We start from the raw sequence: 17,555 nt of genomic DNA on the forward strand, positions 1-17,555 counted from the left end.
CGCCCCACCAGACTCCGGGCCCTTATTTATGCGCCTGCGAGCCTGCTTTCACAATTTGTCAGGTGGTTTTATGGACAGCATCAACAGCCGCATCGCCGAGGAACTCGGCGTACGCCCGCAACAGGTCGAAGCGGCCGTCGCGCTACTCGATGAAGGCTCTACCGTTCCCTTCATCGCCCGTTACCGGAAAGAAGTGACCGGCAGCCTCGATGACACTCAGCTACGTCACCTGGAAGAGCGTCTGCGCTACCTGCGAGAACTCGACGAACGGCGCATCAGCATTCTTTCCAGCATCCAGGAGCAGGGCAAACTCACCCCTGAGCTGGAGCGCGAAATCAAACTCGCCGACACCAAGACCCGCCTCGAAGACTTGTACCTGCCGTACAAGCAGAAACGCCGTACCAAGGGCCAGATCGCCCTGGAAGCTGGCCTCGGCGAGCTGGCCGACGGTCTGTTCAACGACCCGAGCCTGGCCCCGGAAACCGAAGCCGCACGCTTCATCAACGCCGAAAAAGGCGTGGCCGACGCCAAGGCAGCGCTGGAAGGCGCCAAGTACATCCTCATGGAGCGTTTCGCCGAAGACGCCAACCTGCTGGACAAACTGCGCAACTATTTGAAGCAGGAAGCCACCCTCAGCGCCCGCGTTATCGCCGGCAAGGAAGAGGAAGGCGCCAAGTTCCGCGACTACTTCGAACACGACGAACCACTGAAAAGCATGCCGTCGCACCGCGCGCTGGCGATTTTCCGTGGCCGCAACGAAGGCATTCTCAGCTCCGCACTCAAAGTCGGTGAGGAACTGCCGGGCACCCTGCACCCGTGCGAAGGCATGATCGGCCAGCACGTCGGCATCCAGAACCAGAACCGTCCGGCCGACAAATGGCTGGGTGAAGTGGTGCGCTGGACCTGGAAGGTCAAGCTCTACACGCACCTGGAAACCGACCTGCTGGGCGAGCTGCGCGACGGTGCCGAGACCGAGGCGATCAACGTATTTGCCCACAATCTGCACGACCTGTTGCTGGCCGCCCCGGCCGGCCCGCGCGCCACTCTGGGCCTCGACCCGGGCTTGCGTACCGGCTGCAAGGTCGCGGTGGTCGACTCCACCGGCAAGCTGCTGGATCACGCCACGGTTTATCCGCACGTGCCGCACAACAAGTGGGATCAGACCATCGCCATCCTGGCCGCCCTGTGCGCCAAGCACTCAGTCGACCTGATCGCCATCGGCAACGGCACCGCCAGCCGTGAAACCGACAAACTGGCCATCGAACTGATAAAAAAATATCCAGCAATGAAAATGACCAAGGTCATGGTCTCCGAAGCCGGCGCATCGGTGTACTCGGCATCGGAACTGGCAGCCAAGGAATTCCCGGATCTGGACGTATCGATCCGTGGCGCCGTGTCCATCGCCCGTCGCTTGCAGGATCCACTGGCCGAACTGGTGAAGATCGATCCGAAATCCATCGGTGTCGGCCAGTACCAGCACGACGTGTCGCAGCTGAAACTGGCGCGCGGCCTGGACGCCGTGGTCGAGGACTGCGTGAACGCCGTGGGTGTGGACGTGAACACCGCGTCCGTGGCGCTGCTCGCGCGGATCTCCGGCCTCAACGCGACCCTGGCGCAGAACATCGTGACTCACCGTGACGAGCACGGCGCGTTCAAGACCCGTGCAGCGCTGAAGAAAGTTGCTCGTCTGGGCGAGAAAACCTTTGAACAGGCCGCCGGCTTCCTGCGCGTGATGAACGGCGACAACCCGCTGGACTCCTCGGCCGTTCACCCGGAAGCCTATCCGCTGGTGCAACGCATCGCCGCTGAAACCGACCGCGACATCCGCTCGCTGATCGGCGACGCCGCGTTCCTCAAGCGCCTGGATCCGAAGAAGTTCACCGACGAGACCTTCGGTCTGCCCACCGTCACCGACATCCTGCAGGAACTGGAAAAACCGGGTCGCGACCCGCGTCCGGAGTTCAAGACCGCCGAATTCCAGGAAGGCGTCGAGGACCTGAAAGACCTGCAACTGGGGATGATCCTCGAAGGCGTGGTGACCAACGTGACCGCGTTCGGCGCGTTCGTCGACATCGGCGTGCATCAGGATGGTCTGGTACACATCTCGGCGCTGTCGGAGAAATTCATCAAGGATCCGCGCGAAGCCGTGAAAGCCGGTGACGTGGTGAAAGTGAAGGTCATGGAAGTCGACATCCCGCGTAAACGCGTCGGCCTGTCGATGCGCATGAGCGACACTCCGGGCGAGAAAATCGACGGCGCCCGTGGCTCGCGCCCGGGCTCGGCGCCACGCCAGTCGCAGGGTTCGGCTCCGCGCAAGGAAAGCACCCCGGCGGCTCCAGCCAATAACGCGATGGCGTCGCTGTTCGCCAACGCCAAGCAGTTGAAGAAACGCTGATGGAGATTCCGGCCGGGCTCGTCGAGAGCGCGTTTTTCAAGCTGTTGGGCTGCCGCCTGCACAGCCTGGAAACCGGGGTGGCACAAGTCGCCCTGGCGCTGGAACCGGAACTGCGCAACCGTGGTGGCAAGCTGCACGGCGGCGCGCTGTTCAGTCTGGTCGATATCGCCATGGGGCTGGCCTGTTCCAGCACCCACGGCTTTGACCAGCAGAGCGCGACGATCGAGTGCAAGATCAACTACATCCGCGCCGTCTCCGAAGGCGAGGTGATGTGCACGGCGCGGGTGATCCACCCGGGCCGGCGCACGCTGGTGGTCGAAGCCGACGTGATGCAGGGCGACAAACTGGTCGCAAAAGCACAAGGCACGTTCGCTGTCCTGTAGATGTTGTTCATCATTTTGAGTTAATTTCGGCGCTGTGATCGCAGCGTCGGAGTTTTCCTCGCCCGCGTCTGCCAGATTCAGGGACTGAAGTTGGCGTTTCCAATGGGGCTTTCATGGCCCGAAAAACCAGGCGAAAACGCCAGTTTCAACTTCACCCTTGTAGACCGTCCTGCCCACCCCCATATTGGGGCGACTGACGCGTGAAGGAATCCAAATTGAGCGAACTTCTCAACCGCCGCCTGGCTCTGCTCGGTGAGCGCGCCAACCTCTCTCTGCTCGAACAGTGCCTGCACGGCATCGAACGTGAATGCCTGCGCGTGACCGGCGAGGGTCGACTGGCGCAAACGCCGCACCCCGAAAGCCTGGGTTCCGCGCTGACCAACGAACAGATCACGACCGACTATTCCGAGTCGCTGCTGGAGTTCATCACGCCTGCCCTGCCAGACCCGGCCGACACGCTGGCGAGCCTGGACAAGATTCATCGCTTTGCCTACAGCAAACTCGGCAACGAGTACCTGTGGAGTCCATCGATGCCGTGCCCGTTGCCGGCCGAGGAAGACATCCCGATCGCCTATTACGGCACCTCCAACATCGGTCAGCTCAAGTACGTCTACCGCAAGGGCCTGGCCCTGCGTTACGGCAAGACCATGCAGTGCATCGCCGGGATTCACTACAACTTCTCCCTGCCGGAAAAACTCTGGCCGCTGCTGAAAGAAGCCGAAGGCTTCGTCGGCACCGACCGGGATTTCCAGTCATCGTCCTATATCGCGCTGATCCGCAACTTCCGCCGCTACAGCTGGCTGCTGATGTATCTGTTCGGTGCTTCGCCAGCGCTGGACGCGGGGTTCCTGCGCGGCCGTTCGCATCAGCTGGAACAGCTGGATCCGGACACCCTGTACCTGCCCTACGCCACCAGCCTGCGCATGAGCGACCTCGGTTACCAGAGCAACGCCCAGGCTGGCCTGACGCCGTGTTACAACGACCTGGCAAGCTACACCGACAGCCTGCGCAAGGCTGTGGCCACGCCGTACGCGCCGTACGTCGAAGTCGGGACGCACCAGGATGGCGAGTGGGTGCAACTGAACACCAACATCCTGCAAATCGAAAACGAGTACTACTCGAACATCCGCCCGAAACGCGTGACCTACACCGGCGAGCGGCCGATCCAGGCCTTGATGGCCCGTGGCATCCAGTACGTCGAAGTGCGCTGCCTGGACATCAACCCGTTCCTGCCGATGGGCATCGACCTCACCGAGTCGCGCTTCCTCGACGCGTTCCTGCTGTACTGCGCGCTGAACGACAGCCCGCTGCTGACCAACATCAGCTGCGGCAACGCCACCTCCAACTTCCTCAGCGTGGTCAAGGAAGGTCGTCGCCCAGGCCTGCAATTGCAGCGCGACGGCCAACCGGTCGACATGAAGGAATGGGCGGCAGAGCTGCTGGAAAAAATCGCTCCGCTGGCGGCGCTGCTGGATCAAAGCCATGGCGGCGATGCTCACAGCAAGGCACTCGACGCACAACTGGCCAAGGTCAAGGATTCGTCCCTGACCCCGTCGGCCCAGGTGTTGGCAGCGATGGCCGAGCACAAGGAAAGCTTCGCGCAATTCTCCCTGCGCCAGAGCCAGGCCCACGCCGAGTTCTTCCGCAGCGAGCCATTGGCGGCTGACGAACAGGCGAAGTTCGAAGAGCTGGCGCGGTCATCGCTGGCGCAACAGGCTGAACTGGAGCAGAACGAGGTGGGGGATTTCGACGTGTTTGTCGGGTCGTATCAGGCAAGTATTCTGGCGATCAGCAACTGACACCTCCTCCTCTGATCGTTCCCACGTCGAACCGTCCACGTGGGAACGATCACGTTCTCTCCCTTAGATTTTTCCGCTCATAAGCTAAGTCTAAAAAGTTATTTATTTTTAGTTTCTTAGATCATTTAGTCTCCTTTCACGCCGATCCTCGGTCGCCTGATATGGAGCTCTTCAATGAAACTGAATGTCCCGCTTCGCCTGCTGGCCGTGGCCTCTCTGGCCGCTGCGAGTTTCCTGGCCCAGGCCGCCGACCTCACCGTCGCCTACCAGACCACCGTCGACCCGGCAAAAGTCGCCCAGGCCGACGGCGCCTACGAGAAAGCCACCAAGGCCGACATCAGCTGGCGCAAGTTCGACAACGGCGCGGACGTCATCTCGGCCATCGCGTCCGGCGACGTGCAGATCGGCTACCTCGGTTCCAGCCCGCTGACCGCTGCCGTCACCCGCAAAGTCCCGGTGGAAACCTTCCTCATCGCCACCCAGATCGGCGCCGCCGAAGCGCTGGTCGCCCGCGACGGCTCCGGCATCAAGACGCCGCAGGATCTGGTCGGCAAGAAAATCGCCGTGCCGTTCGTGTCCACCGGGCACTACAGCCTGCTGGCCGCGCTCAAGCACTGGAACATCGATCCTTCGAAAGTCACCGTCCTCAACCTCGCCCCGCCAGCGATCATTGCCGCGTGGAAACGCGGTGACATCGATGCCACTTACGTTTGGGATCCGGCGCTGGGCGTGGCCAAGGAAAACGGCAAAGTGCTGATCACCTCCGGCGAACTGGCCAAGTTCGGCGCGCCGACTTTCGATGCGTGGATCGTGCGCAAGGACTTCGCCGAGAAGCATCCGGAAATCGTCACTGCATTCGCCAAGGTCACCCTCGACGCCTACGCCGACTACCGCAAGGATCCGAAAGCCTGGATCGCCAATAAGAGCAACGTCGACAAACTGGTGAAACTGTCCGGCGCCAAGGCCAGCGACATTCCATTGCTGCTGCAAGGCAACGTCTACCCGCTGGCGGCGGATCAGGTCAGTGACCTCGGCGCGCCGACCACCAAAGCCATCACCGACACCGCTGCGTTCCTCAAGGAGCAAGGCAAGGTCGAAGCGGTACTGCCGGACTACGCGCCGTACGTCACCCCCAAGTACATCACCAACTGATCGGGAGTTAATTGCGATGGCCTTGCTACAGCTGGAGCGCATCAGCGCACAGTATCCCGGCAGCCCTGAACCGGTACTGTCCGACATTTCCCTGACCCTCGGCCCTCAGCAATTGCTGGTGGCCCTCGGCCCGTCCGGCAGTGGCAAGACTTCGCTGTTGAACCTGATTGCCGGTTTCGTCGAACCGAGCGCCGGTCGCATCACCCTCGACAACGTGCCGGTCAAAGGCCCGAGCGCCGAGCGCGGCGTGGTGTTCCAGGACGACGCCCTGCTGCCCTGGCAGGACGTGCTGGCCAACGTTGCCTTCGGTCTCGAACTGGCCGGTGTGGCCAAGGACAAACGCGAACAGATCGCCCGGGAAATGCTCGCGCTGGTCGATCTTTCCGGGTTTGAAAAGCGTCGTATCTGGCAGCTTTCCGGTGGCCAGAAGCAACGTGTCGGCCTCGCTCGCGCCCTCGCGGCTGACCCGCGTGTGCTGCTGATGGACGAACCCTTCGGCGCCCTCGACGCCTTCACCCGCGAACAGATGCAGGAGCTGTTGCTGCAAGTCTGGCAACGCACCGCCAAACCGGTGTTCCTGATTACCCACGACATTGAAGAAGCGGTGTTCCTCGCCACTGACCTGATTCTGCTCGCGCCGAATCCTGGGCAGATCGTCGAGCGCCTGCACCTGGATTTCGGCAAGCGCTACGCCGCCGGCGAATCGGCGCGGGCGATCAAGTCCGATCCGCGCTTCATCGAAACCCGCGAACACGTGCTCGCCAAAGTGTTCTCGCAACGCAGCGCCGTTCAACGGCAGGAGCGCGCATGAGCAGTTACGACGTTTCCGCCACCGCAGTAAAACCTGCCGCCACCTCGGTGGTGATTCCCGTGCGCCGCAGCCTCAGTACCCGCTGGATCAGCCTGCTGACCCTGTTTGCGTTGCTGGTGATCTGGTGGGCCGTAACCGCCACCGGCGTCATCGAACCGCTGTTCCTGCCGCCACCTTCGGCCGTGTTGCAAAAAGGCTGGTTGCTGGCGACGTCGGGCTACATGGATTCGACGTTGTGGCAGCACTTGGGCGCGAGCCTGAGCCGCATCGGTCTGGGCCTCGGCTTTGCGATTCTGACCGCCGTGCCGGTGGGCATTGCCATCGGCGCCAACCGCATCGCCCGTGGCGTGCTCGATCCGCTGATCGAGTTCTACCGGCCGATTCCGCCACTCGCCTATCTGCCGCTGATCGTGATCTGGTGCGGCATCGGCGAGTTGTCGAAAGTGCTGCTGATCTACCTGGCGATTTTTGCCCCGATCGCGATTGCCACCGCCACCGGCGTGCGCACCGTCGACCCGGCCAAACTGCGCGCCGCGCAATCGCTTGGCGCCACCCGCGCACAACTGATCCGCCACGTGATTTTGCCAAGTGCCCTGCCGGACATTCTGACGGGTGTGCGCATTGGCCTCGGTGTCGGCTGGTCGACGCTGGTCGCCGCCGAACTGATCGCGGCCACCAGCGGCCTGGGCTTCATGGTGCAGTCGGCTGCGCAGTTCCTGGTCACCGATGTGGTGGTGCTGGGGATTCTGGTCATCGCCCTGATCGCCTTCGCGATGGAGATGGGCCTGCGCGCCCTGCAACGCAAACTGGTGCCGTGGCACGGCCAGGCCCACTGATTTTTCAGCACTGACTACCCCGACAGTTTCGGGGCCCCGGAATTGAAGAGAACCACCATGAGCAGCCTGAACATCACCCCGTTAAGCTCGGCCCTCGGCGCACAGATCAGCGGCGTCGACATCAGCCAGCCGCTGAACCTGGAACAGCGCGACGCCATTGAGCAGGCACTGCTCAAATACCAGGTGCTGTTCTTCCGCAATCAGCCGATCGAGCCTTCGCAACAGGCGCGCTTCGCGCACTATTTCGGCGATCTGCACATTCACCCGATTTACCCGAATGTGCCTGAACAACCGGAAGTGCTGATCCTCGACACCGCCGTCACCGACGTGCGCGACAACGCAATCTGGCACACCGACGTGACCTTCCTGCCGACCCCGGCCATGGGCGCGGTGCTCAGCGCCAAGCTGTTGCCGGAGTTTGGTGGCGACACGTTGTGGGCCAGCGGGATTGCAGCCTATGAAGCGCTGTCGACGCCGATGAAGGCGATGCTCGAAGGGCTGACTGCGACTCACGATTTCACCCGCTCGTTTCCGCTGGAACGCTATGGCAACACGCCTGAGGCATTGGCGCAGTGGGAAGAGGCGCGGCGCAAGAATCCACCGCTGTCGCATCCGGTGATTCGTACGCACCCGGTGAGCGGACGCCGTTCGCTGTTCGTCAACGAAGGCTTCACATCGAAGATCAATGAGTTGTCGGAAACCGAGAGTGAAGCGGTGCTGAAGTTTCTGTTCGCCCACGCGACGCGGCCGGAATTCACCATTCGCTGGCGTTGGCAGAAGGATGACATCGCGTTCTGGGACAACCGCGTGACGCAGCATTACGCGGTGGATGATTACCGCCCGGCGCGGCGGGTGATGCAGCGGGCGACGGTGTTGGGGGATGTGCCGTTTTTTCGTTGAGCCTTTTTGATCGTTCCCACGCTCCGCGTGGGAACGATCAGCGTTCTGTTATTCCGCCGTCGAAGGCTTTTCCCAAAGATTGATCCCACCTTCCTGGGCAAACCGGTCAATCTCCGCCAACTCCTGCGCACTGAAACTCAGATTTTTCAACGCCCCGACGTTCTCGACAATCTGCTCCGGCCGGCTCGCGCCGATCAGCGCCGAGGTCACTCGCGGATCCCGCAGCGTCCACGCCAATGCCAGTTGCGCCAGGCTCTGGCCACGACGCTTGGCGATTTCATTCAATGCCCGCACGTGAGCGATGTTGGCCTCGGACAAGTGCGAAGCCTGCAACGAACCACCGCCCGGACGATTGACCCGCGCATCCGCCGGCACGCCGTTGAGGTATTTGTCGGTCAGCAGACCCTGCGCCAGCGGGGTGAATGCAATCACGCCGGTGCCGAGCTCGTCGGTGGTGTCGAGCAGGTCCTTTTCCACCCAGCGATTGAGCAGGTTGTAGGCCGGCTGATGAATCAACAACGGCACCTTCCACTCTTTGAGCAGCGCGGCGATTTCGCGGGTTTTCACCCCGGAGTACGACGAAATACCGATGTACAAAGCCTTGCCCTGCTGTACCGCAGTGGCGAGGGCGCTGGCGGTTTCTTCCAGCGGGGTGTCCGGGTCGAAGCGGTGCGAATAGAAGATATCCACATAGTCCAGACCGAGGCGTTTCAGGCTCTGGTCGAGGCTCGCCAGCACGTATTTACGCGAACCGCCGCCCTGGCCGTAAGGGCCGGGCCACATGTCCCAACCGGCCTTGCTGGAGATGATCAGCTCATCGCGATACTGCTTGAAATCTTCGCGCAGCAGGCGACCGAAATTGGTCTCGGCGCTGCCGTAGGGCGGGCCGTAGTTGTTGGCCAGGTCGAAGTGGTTGATCCCTAGGTCGAACGCAGTGCGCAGCAACGCGCGCTGGGTGTCGATCGGCGTGCTGTCGCCGAAGTTGTGCCACAGGCCCAGGGACAGCGCCGGCAGCACCAGACCGCTGCGTCCGACGCGGCGGTAAGGGATGGAGTCATAGCGGTTTTCGGCAGCGGTGTAAGTCATCGAATCCTCTCTTGTCGGTCTTGAATCGGGTGTCGATTGCTACGCAAATCTGTTGCCGGGCCGGGCGAGGCCAAGGTTCTGGCGCAAGGTCCGGCCCTCGTATTCGGTTCTGAACAGCCCGCGCCGTTGCAGTTCCGGAACCACGCCAATGGCGAAGTCTTCGAGCCCGCCCGGCAGGTGCGGCACCAGCACGTTGAAACCGTCCGCCGCGCCCTGCTCGAACCATTCCTGCAAGCGGTCGGCAATCTGCGACGGCGTCCCGACGACGCTGTAATGCCCACGGCCGCCGGCAATTCTGCGACCCATCTCGGCCAAGGTCAGATGCTCCCGGCCGGCCAGTTCGGTCAGCAGTTTCTGTCGACTTTGCTGGCCGCTTTCAGTCAGCGGCAGTTCCGGTAGCGGCCCGTCCAGAGGGTACTTCGACAGGTCGAAGTTGCCCAGCATACGCCCAAGCAAGGCGACGCCAACCTCGGGTTCGACCAATTGCTGAAACGTTTCACATTTTTCCTGCGCTTCGGCTTCCGTTTGTCCGACCACGACAAACACGCCGGGCATGATTTTCAGCGAATCGGCGCTGCGTCCGTACTTCGGCAAGCGGCCCTTGAGGTCAGCGTAGAACGCCTGGGCGCTGGCCAGCGAGGTCTGCGCGGTGAACACCACTTCGGCCGTCTGCGCCGCCAGCTCACGCCCGGTTTCCGACGAGCCGGCCTGCACAATCACCGGCTGCCCCTGTGGCGAACGCGCAACGTTCAACGGGCCCTTGACCCGAAAGTGTTCGCCGACGTGATCCAGCACATGCAGTTTTTCCGGGTCGTAATACGCGCCGCTGGCCTTGTCGCGAATGAAGGCATCGTCCTGCCAACTGTCCCAGAGCCCGGTGACCACCTGATGAAATTCCCGGGCGCGGCTGTAGCGTTCGGCATGGCCGATGTGTTCATCGCGGCCGAAATTCTGTGCTTCGGCGGCGTTGTCCGAGGTCACCAGATTCCACCCCGCTCGCCCGCCCGACAGGTGATCGAGCGAGGCGAATTTACGCGCCACGTGGTACGGCTCGTTGTAGCTGGTGGTGGCGGTGGCGATCAGTCCGATGTGTTCGGTCACTGCGCTCAAAGCCGAGAGCAACGTCAGCGGTTCGAAGTGATCCGAACGGGCCATGCGGCTGGCGATGTCCTGGGTCGGGGCGGCAACGCTGTCGGCGACGAACAAGGTGTCGAACTTCGCTGCCTCGGCAATCTGCGCCAGGCGTTTGTAATGGGCGAAATCCAGCCCGGCGTTGGCGGGTACGTCCGGATGCCGCCACGCAGCAACGTGGTGCCCGGTAGCCATGAGGAACGCGCCGAGTTTCAGCTGACTGCTCATCTCAGAAATCCTTGCGCAGTTGCACGCCGAAGTAGCGCTCGTCGTCGCGGGGCACGGCGCGGTAGATGTAGTTGCCACCGCTGGCGAGCAATGGCGAATACGTCTTGTCGGTGAGGTTCTTGCCCAGCAACGCCACGCGCCAGCCATTGGAGTAATCGGCCAGTGCCACACTGGCATTCCAGAGGCCGTAGGCGCCCTGTTTGGTGTCGGCGTTCTGGCTGATGTCGTACTGCACTTCGCTCTGCCAGCTGTAGTCGGTGCCGAGTTCGATATCCAGGCCGTTATCCAGCGGGATCGTGTAGTCGGCCCGCACGTAGCTTTTCCAGTCCGGACTGAACGGCAGCGGCTTGCCATTGACGTTGCACGACGCCGCCGCGCCCGCCGGGCAGGCGAACTCGTCGATACGAGCGCGGGTGTAAGCCAGCGCGCCGGAGAACTTCAGTTGCTGGGTCGCCTGCAGAGCGAAATCAAGTTCCACGCCCTCGGTGCTGACGCTGCCGGCGTTGATCAGGCGCGTTACGACTTGCCCTGCGACGGTGTCGAAAAAGTTCGCCTGATAGTTGTCGTAGTCGCTGTGGAAAACCGCGAGGTTGGTGGTCAGGCGATTGTTCCAGCTTGAGGCTTTGATCCCCGCCTCCCAGGTGTTGGAGGTTTCCGGTTTCAAGGCTTCGGTATCGCGCGGCTGCATGTTGAAGAACACGTTGTAGGCCGGGCCTTTGTAGCCGCGCGAGTAAGTCAGATAAGTGGTGACGGTATCGCTCAGGTCGTATTGCAAACCGAGCCGGCCGGACCAGCCGTCCTCGTCCACCGAACCGGAACTACTGGTGGCCGGTTGAATGCCGCTGACGGTGGTGGCGGAAGTGGAAACTCGACGGTGATCGTATTCGAGATCGTCGTGGGTGTAGCGCAGGCCGGCGATGCCACGCAAGTCCGAAGTGAAATTCAGCGTGCTCTCGCCGAACACCGCGTAGCTGTCGCTGGTGGTGCTGTAATCGGCAACGCCGCGATCTGTGCGCGTGGTAGTGGTCAGCGTGCGCTGATAGGTCTCGTCATCCTTGCCGTGCATGTAGAACAGGCCGCCGACGTATTCAAGGAACTCGCCTTTTGGCGACGCCAGACGCAGTTCCTGCGAATACTGGTCAAAGGCCAGATCGCCCTTGTCCGCCGTGCCGGGAAACGCTGCCGTCACCGTGCCGAGGCGGTCACCATCCTGATACTGGGTGTTGTCCCAGCCGCGCCATGCGGTGATGGACGTCAGAGTGTAATCGCCGAGTTGCCAGTCGAGCTGGCCGGACAGGCCCTTGTTGGTGTCCTCGACGTGGGTGCGGGTGTCGGTGTTGATATCGCGGTTGTGACTGGTGGCGCTGACCGGGCTCAGCGCATTGGCGAAGGCCGGAGTCAGTGCCTTGGTCACGACGCCGTTGGGGCCGTCATCGTGGGACTGCATGTAGTCGGCGATCAGGGTGAAGGTGATGTCGTCGTTCGGGGTGAATTCGAGTTTGCCGCGCACCCCGCGATGGTTGTAGCCGTTGACCTCCTGACCGTTGTGCTTGTTGTCGACGTTGCCGTCATAGCTGCCGAACAAGGTGCTGATCGAGCCTTTCAGCGTGTCCGGAATCAGACTGCCGCCGATGCCGAAACGGGTGCGACTTTCGTTGCCGCTGTAGTACGACTGATCGATATAACCATGGGTCTCGGCGGTCGGCGCCTTGCTGGTGATGTTCAGCACACCGGCCGAAGCGTTCTTGCCGAACAGCGTGCCTTGCGGGCCGCGCAGCACTTCGAGTCGTTCCAGGTCCAGCAGATCCAGAGTGGATTGGCCGGGGCGCGCATAGACCACGCCATCAATCACCGTGGCCACCGTCGGCTCGACGCCCGGCGAAGTGGAAATGGTCCCCACGCCACGCACGAACAACGAGGTGTCCTTGTTCGATGCGCCAGTGCGGAAATTCAGCGACGGCACTTGCTGGACGATGCTCGCCACGCTGTTGCGGTTATCGCGCTCCAGTTGTTCGCCGTCGATCACCGACACCGCCACCGGGACCTTTTGCAGCGACTCTTCGCGGCGGGTGGCGGTGACCGTGACGGACTTGAGTGTCGGCTCCTGATCGGTGCTGTCGGCGGCAAACGCGGTGGGCAGCGGCAGCGCGGCCAGCCCGGTGAGTAGCCAGCCCGCAGCGCGGATCGATTGCGCCAGTTTGTGTGTCGCCCCAGGAATGTTGTGCATGCTGTGCCCGCTCGAAAAATTGCCCTGAACCGCTGTCGTTCTGCGACGACAGCGCCTGTTTCGGTGTCTTGGGCATTCGCTCGAGCGAGTAGCAGACAATGCGCTTTGTTAGCGCTAACATCGTCAGTATTGGCAAGCCCGACATAGAGCGTCCAATACTGAAAAATTACTTTTATATGCGTTTTGGTTTTTAAGAAGGATCGAGCCTTGAGCGAAGAAAAGCCCCGCAAACGCCGTGGCGCCGGTCGCGTGACCCTCAATGCGGTGGCGCGCCAGGCCGGTGTTTCGGCGATCACCGTGTCGCGCTACTTCAACCAGCCGGAACAGGTCTCGCCCGAACGCCGCGAACGGATTGCGGCGGTGGTCGCAGAGCTGGGTTATGTGCCGAATCTGGTGGCCGGCGGGCTCGCCTCGGCGCGGGGGAAAATCATCGGCATGGTGATCCCGAACATCTCCGGGCCGATCTTCGCCAACACCATTCAGGGCTTCAGCGACACCCTCAGCCGTCATGGCTACCAACTGCTGCTGGCCTCGAGTTACTTCAGCGCGGAGCAAGAAGAAAACGCGGTACGGGCATTCCTCGGCTGGTCACCGGCGGCGCTGGTGGTGACCAGTCACTTCCACAGTCCGGGCACGGAAAAGATGCTCGCCGAAGCGGATATCCCGGTGATCGAAACCTGGGATTACCAACCGGATCGCGAGCCGATTCAGATCGGTTTCTCGCACTTCGAAGTGGGGGTCAACGCCGCTCGTTATTTGTACGGCAAGGGCTATCGGCGAATCGCATTCGTGCAGAACAGCGCACCAGGTGACTTCAGCGCACTGGAACGCCGCGACGGTTATGCGACGACCGTTCGTGAGCTCGGCCTGGAGCCGTGGGTGTTCGCACCGGACGCCGATCGCGCCCCGTTCGAGGCCGGCAAGCAAGCAATGGAAGCGCTGATGAACGCCTCACAACGCCCGGACGCCATCATCTTCGCCAACGACAACCTCGCCGCCGGCGGCCTGCTCGCCGGGCAACGCACCGGCCTCAAGATCCCCGAAGACTGCGCCGTCCTCGGCTTCGGCGACTACCCGTTCGCCGAGATGCTGCTACCGAGCCTGAGCACGATCAAACCGCCGGCAATGGAGATCGGTGTACTGGCGGCGACGCGAGTACTGGAAAGTCTGGGCGTGCTGCCGAGCGATGAGGTGCAGCGACTTAATTTGCTGCAATGCCAAGTCATCGAGCGAGAAAGTACCTGACCCAGAATTCTGTAAATCGGCCTTAAGCTGACAATTCACGCAAGGCAGCAGCAGCCAGAAATCCGGAGCGAGAGCTGTAACGGTGATCACGTCGTACAGTCTGGTCAATACGCTCCAGCAACTGCTCCGGGAGCGTAGCGTTGAAGCGCACCGACTTGCCGAAGTAGGGAGTGATATCAAACTCGACTACACCCCAGATACCGCCGGCGTAATCCGGATTCTCGAGATGGGCATCAATGTCCTGAACCCGAGGCAACGGTGCGCCATCAGCGACCAGTCCCTCATAGTGCAAGGCCAGTGCCTCCTGAGTGTTGTCAAATGCTTCGGCTACCGTAGTGCCTGCGGAGAAGCATCCGGGTACATCCGGGATAATGACTCCGTAGTCTGAGTCGGCATCCTTGTGCAGAACGACCGGGAATTTCATGTAAGTGAATCCTTCCTCTGACATGTCCATTAAGGGAATTTCGTTTCCAATGACGGGCTTCATTTCAAACCCGCCTGTTTCAAGATGCTGTTGATCGTTCCCTTGGGAAGATCTGAATCCGGATGCTTGATCGTCACCCTCCCTGGCTTGCCCGGATGTTTGTATTGGTGGTGACTGCCTTTGACGGCGACCAGATACCATCCATCCTCCTCGATCATCCTGATCATTTCCCGACTACGCATTTCCTTCGCCCTGTTCGACAGCAAGAGCTGCGTACTTTAAGAGCTGTCCTTCTTCATCAATACACACCATACACACTTGGAGATATATTAGCCTAGTGGACAGGCGCGTGATTAATCGCCAGATCGGCGGAGGACGTGCCCTGGCACACAGCTCTCATAAACAGATGTAAACGAGGCGAAATGTGTCGATCAGCATGAGCCCGACAGCTGACCTATGCTCAACATGAGCAAAGCCAGGACGACTCCCATCCACAGGTAGATCCCGACCATGCACACCGCAATCATCATCTTCTTCGGCCTGATCCTGCTGGCGCTGATGTTCTATATCGGCGAGCGCATCGGCTTCAGCCGGCAGACGCTGGCCTATGGCTTCGCGGCGTTGTGGCTGGCGTTGACGGTGATCAATGGTGCGGTCGGCGTGGTGCACACCGGACAGCCGCTGGGGTCGGAGATTGCCATCGGCAGTGCCGTGTTCGGCGTGCCGATTGCGGCGATGGTGCTGTTCATGGTGCTGAGCGCCGAGACCTGAATCCGTCCCGGCGCCCTGCTTCGATCAACGCACCAGATGCAGGAACTGCATGTGCCGTTCGTACTGATCGAGGATGTCGTTGATGATCTGCTCTTTGGTGTAACCGACCAGATCGTAGTCCTGACTGCCCTCGCTCAGATGCACTTCGGCGCGATAGTAGCGGCGGTTGTTGAGCTGCTTGGAGCCCATGCCGCCACGGGCGAACGATGGCGTGAAGTAACCGCGCATCTGCACCTGATAGATGAACGGGTGCAGCTCGCCATGACCGATTTCCAGGCTGACGCTGTCATGAGCCGGATCGGGTTGCGTAACGACATTCAGCCCCTTCTCGACGAACACCGCCGTCACTTCTTCGATGGCCGGTTTCACCGTGGTGTCCATGAAGCGGTACACCTCGTCCCGCGACGGGAAGTGCACGGCCTGGCTCAGGCGCTGACGCCAGCCGCCCTTGCCGCGTCGTGAGCCGGAGACCGGCGCAAGCGAATGCAGTTGCGCGATCTGCTTCTGCGACTCCAGATAGAAGGCTTTGTGCAGGCCCCACATCATCAGCAGCAAAATCAGCGAGAACGGCAGCGAGGTCAGCACCACCGCTGATTTCAATGCATCGATGCTGCCGGAGAACAGCAGCGCACTGGTGATCAGCGCGGTCATCGCGCCCCAGAACACCCGCAGCCATTTCGGCCCGTCTTCATCCGGGTTGCCGCCCTTGGCCGACAGGGTCGAGAGCACCACGGTGCCGGAGTCGGCAGAGGTGACGAAGAACACGAAGCTGATGAACACCGTCACCGCGATGACGGTCTTGCTCCACGGATAGGTTTCCAGCAGCAGGTAAAGGGTCATCGACGGGTTGTCGAGAGCCGACATGCCCAGTGCCGACATGCCGTGGTTGAGCACCTGATCGATGGCGCTGTTGCCGAAGATCGACATCCACGCCAGGGTGAAACCGAGCGGAATCAGCAGCACGCCGAAGACGAATTCGCGGATGGTCCGGCCACGGGAAATCCGTGCGATGAACAGGCCCACGAACGGCGACCATGCAATCCACCAGGCCCAGTAGAACACCGTCCAGCCGCCGAGCCAGTCGCTCGGTTTGTCGTAGGCGTAGAGGTCGAAACTCTTCATCGGCAACGCGCCGAGGTAGTCGCCGAGGTTCTGGATCAGCGTGTTGAGCAGATGCTGTGTGGGGCCGGCGAACAACACGAACAGCAGCAGCGCACAGGCCAGCAGCATGTTGATGTCGGACATGACCCGCACGCCTTTATCCACGCCGGAGACGGCCACGATGATCGCCGCGCCCATCATCAACGTGATCAGGCCGACCTGAATCCACTGGGTATGGGCGATGCCGAACAGGTAGTCCAGACCGGAGTTGAGATGGAGGACGCCGAAGCCCATGTCCGCGCCGAGGCCGAACACCGTGGCGATGATGCCGAAGCCATCCACCGCGTAGCCGATGGGCCCGTTGATGCGTTTGCCGATCAGCGGGTACAGCGCCGAACGCAGGGCCAGCGGCAGGTTGTGCCGGTAGGCGAAATACGCCAGCGCCATGCCGACGAAGGCGAACACGCCCCAGCCGTGCAAACCCCAGTGCAGAAACAGAATCTGCATCGCCTGACGCGCCGCATCTGCCGTACCAGCCTCGCCTTGTGGTGGCTGGAGCATGTGGGTCAGCGGTTCGGACACACAGAAGAAAAACAGCGTGATGCTGATCCCGGCAGCGAACAGCATGCCGGCCCAGGACAGGTAACTGAATTCGGGTTCGTCGTGGTCGGCACCGAGTTTGATCTTGCCGTAGCCCGATAACGCGGTGACCACCACGAAGACCAGATACAGGGTCATCGCGAGCATGTAATACCAGCCGACCGTATTGGCCGCCCAGTTTTGCGCTTCGAGAAGCCAGGCACCAGCCTGTTCCGGCATGGCGATAACGGTCAGGCCAAACAGCAGGATCACCGTTGCGGCGAACCAGAACACCGGCGGATTCATGCGTACCAGGCCGCTGGCGGGGGTGGACGATGCACTCATGAACGGTGCACCTCAAGGGGTTGGAAAATGGCTGAAATGATCGGACTCAGCAAAGGCAAGCCTCCTGTTGTGAGCGGGCAGCGAACCGCCGGTTTAACTTGAATGAACGTTCAAGTTAAACATGGATAGCACGCTCAGGACT

At 61.5% G+C, this 17,555-nt stretch carries 15 protein-coding genes; 9 read left to right on the forward strand and 6 right to left on the reverse strand.

What is annotated here, in order from left to right; genetic code table 11:
- The first annotated feature begins 70 nt into the window (after positions 1-70).
- The 7 genes from CAF87_RS23765 (at position 71) to tauD (ending at position 8,276) form a co-directional block, all read left to right on the forward strand.
- Positions 71-2,395, forward strand: coding sequence for a Tex family protein (locus tag CAF87_RS23765; RefSeq protein ID WP_085733333.1), 2,325 nt, complete (start codon positions 71-73; stop codon positions 2,393-2,395).
- Complete coding sequence (locus CAF87_RS23770; protein ID WP_085733334.1) at positions 2,395-2,778, forward strand: PaaI family thioesterase; 384 nt, start codon at positions 2,395-2,397, stop codon at positions 2,776-2,778. Before CAF87_RS23765 ends, CAF87_RS23770 begins: the two co-directional genes overlap by 1 nt.
- 215 nt (positions 2,779-2,993) lie before the next feature.
- On the forward strand, positions 2,994-4,577 hold the full coding sequence (gene gshA, locus CAF87_RS23775; RefSeq protein WP_085712708.1) for a glutamate--cysteine ligase: 1,584 nt from the start codon (positions 2,994-2,996) through the stop codon (positions 4,575-4,577).
- A 174-nt stretch (positions 4,578-4,751) separates the two neighbouring features.
- Positions 4,752-5,729 (forward strand): taurine ABC transporter substrate-binding protein, encoded by a 978-nt coding sequence (gene tauA, locus CAF87_RS23780; RefSeq protein ID WP_085733335.1) that lies wholly within the window; start codon positions 4,752-4,754, stop codon positions 5,727-5,729.
- A gap of 16 nt (positions 5,730-5,745) precedes the next feature.
- Entirely contained in the window at positions 5,746-6,540 is a 795-nt protein-coding gene (gene tauB / locus CAF87_RS23785; protein ID WP_085733336.1) for a taurine ABC transporter ATP-binding subunit, read from the forward strand.
- Positions 6,537-7,376 (forward strand): taurine ABC transporter permease TauC, encoded by an 840-nt coding sequence (tauC, locus tag CAF87_RS23790; protein ID WP_085733337.1) that lies wholly within the window; start codon positions 6,537-6,539, stop codon positions 7,374-7,376. The genes tauB and tauC overlap by 4 nt, the downstream gene beginning before the upstream one ends.
- A 57-nt stretch (positions 7,377-7,433) precedes the next feature.
- Positions 7,434-8,276, forward strand: a complete 843-nt coding sequence (tauD, locus tag CAF87_RS23795; RefSeq protein WP_085733338.1) for a taurine dioxygenase — start codon at positions 7,434-7,436, stop codon at positions 8,274-8,276.
- Between the two features lie 48 nt (positions 8,277-8,324).
- Here the strand turns inward: tauD and mgrA are convergent, their stop codons facing one another.
- Genes mgrA through CAF87_RS23810 form a run of 3 tightly spaced genes read right to left on the reverse strand, consistent with a single transcriptional unit; the run spans position 8,325 to position 12,948 of the window.
- Positions 8,325-9,362 carry an L-glyceraldehyde 3-phosphate reductase gene (mgrA, locus tag CAF87_RS23800; RefSeq protein ID WP_085733339.1) on the reverse strand — a complete coding sequence of 346 codons (1,038 nt, stop codon included), beginning with the start codon at positions 9,360-9,362 and terminating at the stop codon, positions 8,325-8,327.
- A gap of 39 nt (positions 9,363-9,401) precedes the next feature.
- Positions 9,402-10,721 carry an LLM class flavin-dependent oxidoreductase gene (locus CAF87_RS23805; RefSeq protein ID WP_085733340.1) on the reverse strand — a complete coding sequence of 440 codons (1,320 nt, stop codon included), beginning with the start codon at positions 10,719-10,721 and terminating at the stop codon, positions 9,402-9,404.
- A 1-nt stretch (position 10,722) separates the two neighbouring features.
- Positions 10,723-12,948: a TonB-dependent receptor gene (locus CAF87_RS23810; RefSeq protein ID WP_085733341.1), complete on the reverse strand. Its 2,226-nt coding sequence runs from the start codon at positions 12,946-12,948 to the stop codon at positions 10,723-10,725.
- Positions 12,949-13,155: 207 nt separating this feature from the next.
- Between CAF87_RS23810 and CAF87_RS23815 the strand changes: the two genes are divergently transcribed.
- Entirely contained in the window at positions 13,156-14,193 is a 1,038-nt protein-coding gene (locus tag CAF87_RS23815) for a LacI family DNA-binding transcriptional regulator (protein ID WP_085733342.1), read from the forward strand.
- Positions 14,194-14,215: 22 nt separating this feature from the next.
- Here CAF87_RS23815 and CAF87_RS23820 read toward each other — a convergent pair whose 3' ends face one another.
- A complete protein-coding gene (locus CAF87_RS23820; RefSeq protein WP_371850990.1) occupies positions 14,216-14,680 on the reverse strand; it encodes a type II toxin-antitoxin system HicB family antitoxin in 465 nt (154 codons plus the stop codon).
- Entirely contained in the window at positions 14,677-14,859 is a 183-nt protein-coding gene (locus CAF87_RS23825) for a type II toxin-antitoxin system HicA family toxin (protein ID WP_065261145.1), read from the reverse strand. The genes CAF87_RS23820 and CAF87_RS23825 overlap by 4 nt, the downstream gene beginning before the upstream one ends.
- A gap of 268 nt (positions 14,860-15,127) precedes the next feature.
- Between CAF87_RS23825 and CAF87_RS23830 the strand changes: the two genes are divergently transcribed.
- A complete protein-coding gene (locus tag CAF87_RS23830) occupies positions 15,128-15,388 on the forward strand; it encodes a hypothetical protein (RefSeq protein WP_085733343.1) in 261 nt (86 codons plus the stop codon).
- A gap of 24 nt (positions 15,389-15,412) precedes the next feature.
- Here CAF87_RS23830 and betT read toward each other — a convergent pair whose 3' ends face one another.
- Positions 15,413-17,374 carry a choline transporter BetT gene (betT, locus tag CAF87_RS23835; protein WP_170929595.1) on the reverse strand — a complete coding sequence of 654 codons (1,962 nt, stop codon included), beginning with the start codon at positions 17,372-17,374 and terminating at the stop codon, positions 15,413-15,415.
- Between the last annotated feature and the right edge of the window lie 181 nt (positions 17,375-17,555).

The organism is Pseudomonas sp. R38(2017) (assembly GCF_002112395.1).
Lineage (GTDB): Bacteria > Pseudomonadota > Gammaproteobacteria > Pseudomonadales > Pseudomonadaceae > Aquipseudomonas.